Annotated in this window: 6 protein-coding genes and 1 pseudogene; 5 read left to right on the forward strand and 2 right to left on the reverse strand. The window is 66.8% G+C overall.

Features of this window, described 5'->3' with window-relative positions; all coding sequences use genetic code 11:
- Positions 1–283: 283 nt before the first annotated feature.
- Positions 284–2323 (reverse strand): M13 family metallopeptidase, encoded by a 2040-nt coding sequence (locus G406_RS0123365; RefSeq protein WP_028935637.1) that lies wholly within the window; start codon positions 2321–2323, stop codon positions 284–286.
- Positions 2324–2465: 142 nt separating this feature from the next.
- Here G406_RS0123365 and G406_RS0123370 point away from each other — a divergent pair, with 142 nt between their 5' ends.
- Positions 2466–3098 carry an NUDIX hydrolase gene (locus G406_RS0123370; RefSeq protein ID WP_051342557.1) on the forward strand — a complete coding sequence of 211 codons (633 nt, stop codon included), beginning with the start codon at positions 2466–2468 and terminating at the stop codon, positions 3096–3098.
- A gap of 10 nt (positions 3099–3108) precedes the next feature.
- Here the strand turns inward: G406_RS0123370 and G406_RS0123375 are convergent, their stop codons facing one another.
- Positions 3109–3891 (reverse strand): deoxyribonuclease IV, encoded by a 783-nt coding sequence (locus G406_RS0123375; RefSeq protein ID WP_028935639.1) that lies wholly within the window; start codon positions 3889–3891, stop codon positions 3109–3111.
- 502 nt (positions 3892–4393) lie between these two features.
- Here G406_RS0123375 and rpsF point away from each other — a divergent pair.
- The 4 genes and pseudogenes from rpsF to rplI all read left to right on the forward strand — a co-directional run.
- A pseudogene (gene rpsF / locus G406_RS59030) lies at positions 4394–4711 on the forward strand (30S ribosomal protein S6); the annotation flags it as partial.
- A gap of 155 nt (positions 4712–4866) precedes the next feature.
- A complete protein-coding gene (locus G406_RS49290) occupies positions 4867–5361 on the forward strand; it encodes a single-stranded DNA-binding protein (protein WP_037078222.1) in 495 nt (164 codons plus the stop codon).
- Positions 5362–5405: 44 nt separating this feature from the next.
- Positions 5406–5642: a 30S ribosomal protein S18 gene (gene rpsR, locus G406_RS0123390; RefSeq protein WP_028935640.1), complete on the forward strand. Its 237-nt coding sequence runs from the start codon at positions 5406–5408 to the stop codon at positions 5640–5642.
- Between the two features lie 14 nt (positions 5643–5656).
- Entirely contained in the window at positions 5657–6115 is a 459-nt protein-coding gene (gene rplI / locus G406_RS0123395) for a 50S ribosomal protein L9 (protein WP_028935641.1), read from the forward strand.
- The last annotated feature ends 543 nt before the right edge of the window (positions 6116–6658 follow it).

A 6658-nucleotide genomic window follows, 5' to 3' on the forward strand; every position in this document is an offset into this window, starting at 1 on the left:
GCAGGCTGGGTGCCTGCTGACTGGCTGTTGTCTCTGTTTAAAGATTGTTACTGCAAACAAATTTGAATTCGCGAGCAGTCGCAGGTGCGGGACCAAGCCAAGTTGCACGCACACCTGCACCTTGCCCCGCGATCCTGGCCTGCTTCTTGGTGTGGCCAGTCGTTGTCAATCCTTTACTTCGACCCTGCTGCGAGTGCACCAGGAGGCTGCGTCGAAGCGCGTTAGCGGGATTGACAACGACCGGCCACACCAAGAACGATTGACGGCCAGCGGGGAAACAAACTCACCAGATATGAATCCGCTGAGCCGGCGCCACATACAGCTGATCCCCAGGCTTGACCCCGAACGCTTCGTAGAAAGCGTCGACGTTGGGCACAACCCCGTTGCACCGGAACTCCCCAGGACTGTGCGGATCGGTCAGAAGACCGGCATGGAGCGACTCGTCCCGCTCCTTCGTCCGCCAAATGGTCGCGAACCCGAGGAAGAACCGCTGGTCTCCGGTGAACCCATCGAGCACAGCGGGCTGGTTGAGACCCAGCGAAGCCCGATACGCCCGGTAGGCGATGGTGAGGCCGGACAGGTCGGCGATGTTCTCCCCCAGGGTCAGCTGGCCGTTGACGTGAGCCCCGGGCAACGGCGTGTAGTTGTTGTACTGAGCCACCAACGCGGCGGTCTTCGCGCTGAATGCCGCGGCGTCGGCCGGGGTCCACCAGTCGCGCAGGTTGCCGTCGCCGTCGTAGAGCCGGCCCTGGTCGTCGAACGCGTGGCTGATCTCGTGGCCGATCACGGCGCCGATCGCGCCGTAGTTGACCGCGTCGTCGGCGCGTGGGTCGAAGAACGGGGGCTGCAGGATCGCGGCCGGGAAGACGATCTCGTTCATCGCCGGGTTGTAGTAGGCGTTGACCGTCTGCGGGTTCATGAACCATTCGGTGCGGTCGACCGGCTTGCCCAGTTTGTCGATCGCCCGCTGGTGCTCGCGTTGCGCGGCGCGGTCCATGTTGCCGACCAGGTCGTCCGGCTTGATGTCCAGGTGGGAGAAGTCCTCCCACTTGTCCGGGTAGCCGATCTTCACCGCCAGCTTCGCCAGTTTGTCCTCGGCTTGCTGCTTGGTGGCGCCGGTCATCCAGTCGAGCTTGCCGATCGAGTCCTTGTAGGCGCCCAACAGGTTGTGCACCAGATCCTGGGCGCGTTGTTTCGCGGCGGGGGTGAAGAACCGGTCCGCGTACAGGTGGCCCAGTGCGTCGCCCATCGCGCCGTTGACCGCGGCGATACCGCGTCGCCAGCGGTCCCGGTTCTGCTGCTTACCGCTGAGCACCTTGCCGACGAAGTCGAACCTGGAGTCGACGAAGTCGCTGCTCAGATAGGGCGCGTTGTCCTGGATCAGGTGCCACTTGAGGTACTGCTTCCAGGTGTCCATCGGCACGGTGGCGAGCAGACCGCCCAGTGCCTTGAAGAAGCTGGGCTGGTCGATGATCAGGTTCGGTTGGTTCGTGATACCCGCCGCGGTGAGGTAGGTATCCCAGTCGATGCCGGGCGTGGCCTGGTTCGCGGCGGACAGGGTGAACTTGTTGTACTGCGCGAGCGTGTCGCGGTTCTGCACCGGCGTCCACTGCGCCTGCGCGAGCTGCGTCTCCAGGTCGAGGATGCGTTTCGCGGTGCCGTCCGGGTCGGGCAGGTTCGACAGCCGGAACAGCTGGCCGATGTAGCCGAGGTACTTGGCGCGGATGTCGACGTACTTCGGGTCGCTCGACAGGTAGTAGTCGCGGTTCGGCAGCGACGTGCCGCCCTGGGAGATCTCGGTGATGTACGCGGTGGCGTTCTTGGCGTCCTGGTTGACGCTCAGCCCGATCGGGTTCGACGCGCCGAACCGCTGAATCTCGCCGAGGTGCCGGATCAGGTCGCCGGGGGTGTTGAGCGCGTCGACCTTCGCGAAGTACGGGTCGAGCGGTGTGGCACGCAGCTGGTTGAGCCGGTCGGTGTCCATGAAGCTCGCATACAGGTCACCGATCTTGCGTTCATCGGAGTTGGCCGGTTCGTCCTTCTTCGCCGCCGCATCGGAGATGATCTTCTTCTGGTTGTCCTCGGCCTCGATGGACAGCTTCGTGAACGAACCGATCTCCGACAGGTCCGGCGGGATCTTGGTGTTCTTCAGCCAGGTACCGTTGGCGAACTCGTACAGGCTGTCCTGCGCCCTCGTGTCCCGGTCGAAACCCGGCAGGTCCAGCCCCGAACCGACCGGCGCGGGACCACTGGCACACGCCGCCGTGAACAGGACCAGACCTGTTGTGCCCAGCACGGAAAGACGCCGGAAATGCCGGAACATCCACTTCACCCTTCGCCGATCAAGCCTTTGATCACCCTAGAAGGGGGCGCGCGGCGAATGGGGGACGTGCCCCGAAAGGGGTGCGCCGGGCTCTCAGAGTGCGAGACCGGTGGATCGGGCGGGCGGATGACACAGTGAACCCATGTCCAGCGAACCGATCACGGTGACCGAGCAGTCCGTGCGCGCCGCGCTCGTGGGGTATCCGCACCGCGTCGAGGACCGCCCCGACCTGCGGCCGGCATCGGTGACGATCACCCTGACCGGATCGGCCGACACCGCGAACAGCGTGCTGATCACGCGCCGCGCGCCGAAGCTGCGCGCGCACTCCGGCCAGTGGGCGCTGCCCGGCGGCCGCTGCGACGACGGCGAGACGGTCGTCGAGGCGGCGCTGCGCGAGCTGGCCGAGGAGCTGGGGATTCAACTCGACGAGTCGGCGGTGCTCGGCAGGCTCGACGACTACCCGACGCGGTCCGGCTACCTCATGTCACCGGTGGTGTTGTGGGCAGGCGACGTCGGCCAGCGCGGCCCCCGCCCGCTGCGGCCGCGCCGCGCCGAGGTCGCGGCCGTCTACGGCATCCCACTGGAACAGCTCGACGTCGAACCGAACCTGCTGTCCATCCCGGAGTCCGACGCGCCGGTCATCCAGATTCCGCTCATGGGCAGGTTCCTGCACGCCCCGACGGCCGCGGTGCTCTACCAGTTCCGCGAGGTGGTGCTGCACGGTCGCGCGACCTCGGTCGCGCACTTCGAACAACCGGTCTTCGCCTGGCGCTAGGAGAACGCTCCTAGCCCAGATGTTTCCGCAGGTAGGCGATGTCGTCGGCCTGGCCTTCGGCAGGTGTCTCGACGACGACCGGCGCACCGGCGGCCGCGCACACGGCGACCAGCTGGTCCGGGTCGATCGTGCCGCTGCCGATGTTGGCGTGCCGGTCGCGCGCCGAGTTGAACTCGTCGCGCGAGTCGTTGAGGTGCACCAGGTCGATCCGGCCGGTGATGGCCTTGGCCCGCTCGACGACACCGACCAGGTCTTCCCCGCCGGCGAACGCGTGGCACGTGTCGAGGCAGAAGCCGGCGTCGAACTCGCCGACCGCGTCCCACAGCCGGGCCAGTGCGTCGAACCGCCGCGCCATCGCGTTGTCGCCGCCCGCGGTGTTCTCGATCAGGATCGGCACCGCGAACCCGCCCTCGTCGGCCTGCCGCGCGAAGAACTTGCGCCAGTTGTCGACCCCGACCGCCGCGTCCTCACCGGCGGTGACGTGCCCGCCGTGCACGATCAGCCCCTTCGCGCCGACCGAGGCGGCGGCCTCGGCGTGCTGGGTGACCAGCTTGCGCGACGGAATCCGGATCCGGTTGTTCGTCGACGCGAGGTTCACCACGTACGGCGAGTGCACGAACAGGGTCATCTCGTCGGCCTCGGCGGCGGCGCGCAGCTCGTCGGCCTTCGGGTGCACCGGCGGCTTCTTCCACCCCTGAGGGTCGGCGAGGAAGAACTGGATGGTCTCCGCGCCGACCTCGCTCGCGGCGCCGAGCGGGTCCTCATCCTGCCGAACATGTGCCCCGATACGCATGAGATGAGGGTATCCGGGCACACCGACAACCCAGAGACCAGCCGCGATCGTCCGAGGCCAGCAAGCAATACCTGATCCGGCCACGCCTGACCAGACCACAGCGAAGGGACCACAGCGAAGGGACCACAGCGAAGGGACCACAGCGAAGGGACCACAGCGAAGTCGGCTCCGCGAGTCTCCGAAGGAGTTCCGGCGAAGGCCGGCGTACTGAATGTCCGCACCCAGGCTCCCCAGCCGGACGGCGGCTCCCAGGGCAACAACAAGCGCGCGCTCAACCGAGGAACGAGGTTTGTTTTTCTGGGAGTACCCCCGACGGCGAAGCCGAGGGGGTGGTCACAGAAAAACTCCGCGCGGAACAGGCCCAAAAAGACAGCTGGTAGCCTGGTCCCGTCACCTGAGCATGGCGCGTGCACCTGTGCGCCCGGATCTCGGTGATTTTGAGAGACCCTCCTGCCGCGGATGGACCGTGGCCGCCTTTGCCCATAGGAGGTAAGTGGTTCTCATGCGTCAATACGAGCTCATGGTCATCCTCGACCCCAATCTCGACGAGCGCACCGTCAACCCGTCCCTGGAGACTTTTCTCCGGGTCGTCAAGAACGACGGTGGCACGGTGGAGAAGGTCGACATCTGGGGCAAGCGCCGGATGGCCTACGAAATCCTGAAGCACGCTGAAGGCATCTACGCGGTGCTCGACGTGACCTGCGAGCCGGCGACCATCGCCGAGCTCGACCGTCAGCTGTCGCTGAACGAGTCGGTGCTGCGCACCAAGGTGATGCGCGCTCAGATCAAGCGTCCGGCCAACCGGGTCAGCGCTCCGGCCGGCACCACTGCCGCCGCCGCTGTGTCGGCTCCCGCCTCGGCCCCGTCGGCCGCCGCCGGTGCCGCCGCTGTCGCCGGTGCCTCTGCCCCCGCGGCAGCCCCCGCCGAGACCGAGGCCGCGTCCGACGCGACCCCGGCCAGCTGAGGTAGTCGCAGATGGCTGGCGACACGCTGATCACGGTGGTCGGCAATCTGACTGCCGACCCGGAGCTGCGTTTCACTCCGTCCGGCGCCGCGGTGGCGAACTTCACCGTGGCCTCCACCCCGCGCCAGTTCGACCGGCAGAGCGGTGAGTGGAAGGACGGCGAGGCGCTGTTCATGCGCTGCAACATCTGGCGCCAGGCCGCCGAGAACGTGGCCGAGACGCTCACCAGGGGTTCCCGGGTGATCGTGTCCGGCCGGTTGAAGCAGCGTTCGTACGAGACCCGCGAGGGCGAGAAGCGGACCGTGGTGGAGCTGGAGGTCGACGAGATCGGCCCGTCGCTCCGGTACGCGACCGCGAAGGTCAACAAGGTCAGCCGCGGTAGCGGCGGCGGTGGGTTCGGTGGTGGCGGCTCCGGCGGCCCGTCCGACGACCCGTGGGGTTCCGCGCCGGCTGCCGGTGGCGGAGGCGGTGGCGGAAGCGCCGCCGACGACGAGCCCCCCTTCTGACCACTCACCCGACTTTTCTTCGCTGAACCAGGAGTTCGTGTCACATGCCCAAGCCCGTGCTGCGCAAGCCGAAGAAGAAGGTTTGCGCGTTCTGCAAGGACAAGCACCAGCAGATCGACTACAAGGACACCGGTCTGCTGCGCAAGTTCATCTCCGACCGGGGCAAGATCCGTGCCCGCAGGGTGAGCGGCAACTGCCGTCAGCACCAGCGGGACGTCGCCGTCGCGGTCAAGAACGCCCGCGAGGTCGCCCTGCTGCCCTACACCTCGACCGCGCGCTAAGGAGGATCTGTCACATGAAGCTGATTCTCACCGCCGACGTGTCGAACCTGGGTGCGCCCGGCGACATCGTTGAGGTCAAGGACGGTTACGGCCGCAACTTCCTGCTCCCCCGCCAGCTGGCCATGCCGGCGACGAAGGGTGCGGAGAAGCAGGTCGCGGCGATCCGGAAGGCCCGTGAGGCCCGCCAGATCCGCGACCTGGGCCACGCCAAGGAGGTTGCCGCCGAGCTGAAGGCGCTGCCCCCGGTCAAGCTGGTCGCCCGCGCCGCTTCGGCGAAGGGCAAGCTGTTCGGTTCGGTCACCCCGGCCGAGATCGTCGCGGCGCTGAGCGCCGCCGGCGGTCCGAAGCTGGACCGCCGCACCCTCGAGATCGACGGTCAGATCAAGACCGTCGGCAAGCACGAGGTCGGCGTCCGGTTGCACCCGGAGGTCAACGGCACTTTCGCGCTCGAGGTCTCCGCGGGCGCCAAGTAGTTCGAACCCTTCAAAACCCCCGCCGTCTTAACCTTCACACGGCGGGGGTTTTGTTGTGTCTAGAAGTGGATGACACGCCCGAGATGGTCAAAAACGGCGACACGCCGCAGTGATTTCGGGTGACTTGTCCCCACCACCCGTAACCTAGCTGACCTGCGGAAACGCAGCAGGCTGAGGCATTCATCCCCAGGTTGTCCACAGTTGTCCACCGCTATGTGCGGGACCTGTGGGAGTTGTCCCCAGACGGTCAACAACCCTGTCAACAAGCCGTTTTGGAGCGGGGCGCCGAGCGCCCTTAACCTCCAGCGACCCCACCTCGCGGCCGTGTTCTGTCGGGGGTGACCGGTAGGACTTCGTGCAGGGGGAGAAGGGCGGCGACATGGCGGTAACCGACGAGCGATCGGCAAATCGACCCCGGGCTGTGCGGCCCGTGGACGATGCGCCCCCGCCCGAGTTCGACCGGCAGCCGCCGCAGGATTTGACCGCGGAGCAGTCGGTGCTGGGCGGGATGTTGTTGTCCAAGGACGCAATTGCGGACGTCGT

Origin of the sequence: Actinospineispora spinosispora DSM 44797 (assembly GCF_000429025.1) — a bacterium.
In the GTDB taxonomy this organism is placed as follows: Bacteria; Actinomycetota; Actinomycetes; order Mycobacteriales; family Pseudonocardiaceae; genus Pseudonocardia; species Pseudonocardia spinosispora.

What these genes read in the sequence shown, in the direction of transcription:
- G406_RS49290 (WP_037078222.1), top strand. Translation starts at nt 4,867, where the DNA reads ATGGCTGGCGACACGCTGATCACGGTGGTCGGCAATCTGACTGCCGAC.
- G406_RS0123375 (WP_028935639.1), bottom strand. Translation starts at nt 3,891, where the DNA reads ATGCGTATCGGGGCACATGTTCGGCAGGATGAGGACCCGCTCGGCGCC.
- G406_RS0123365 (WP_028935637.1), bottom strand. Translation starts at nt 2,323, where the DNA reads ATGTTCCGGCATTTCCGGCGTCTTTCCGTGCTGGGCACAACAGGTCTG.
- rplI (WP_028935641.1), top strand. Translation starts at nt 5,657, where the DNA reads ATGAAGCTGATTCTCACCGCCGACGTGTCGAACCTGGGTGCGCCCGGC.
- rpsR (WP_028935640.1), top strand. Translation starts at nt 5,406, where the DNA reads ATGCCCAAGCCCGTGCTGCGCAAGCCGAAGAAGAAGGTTTGCGCGTTC.
- G406_RS0123370 (WP_051342557.1), top strand. Translation starts at nt 2,466, where the DNA reads ATGTCCAGCGAACCGATCACGGTGACCGAGCAGTCCGTGCGCGCCGCG.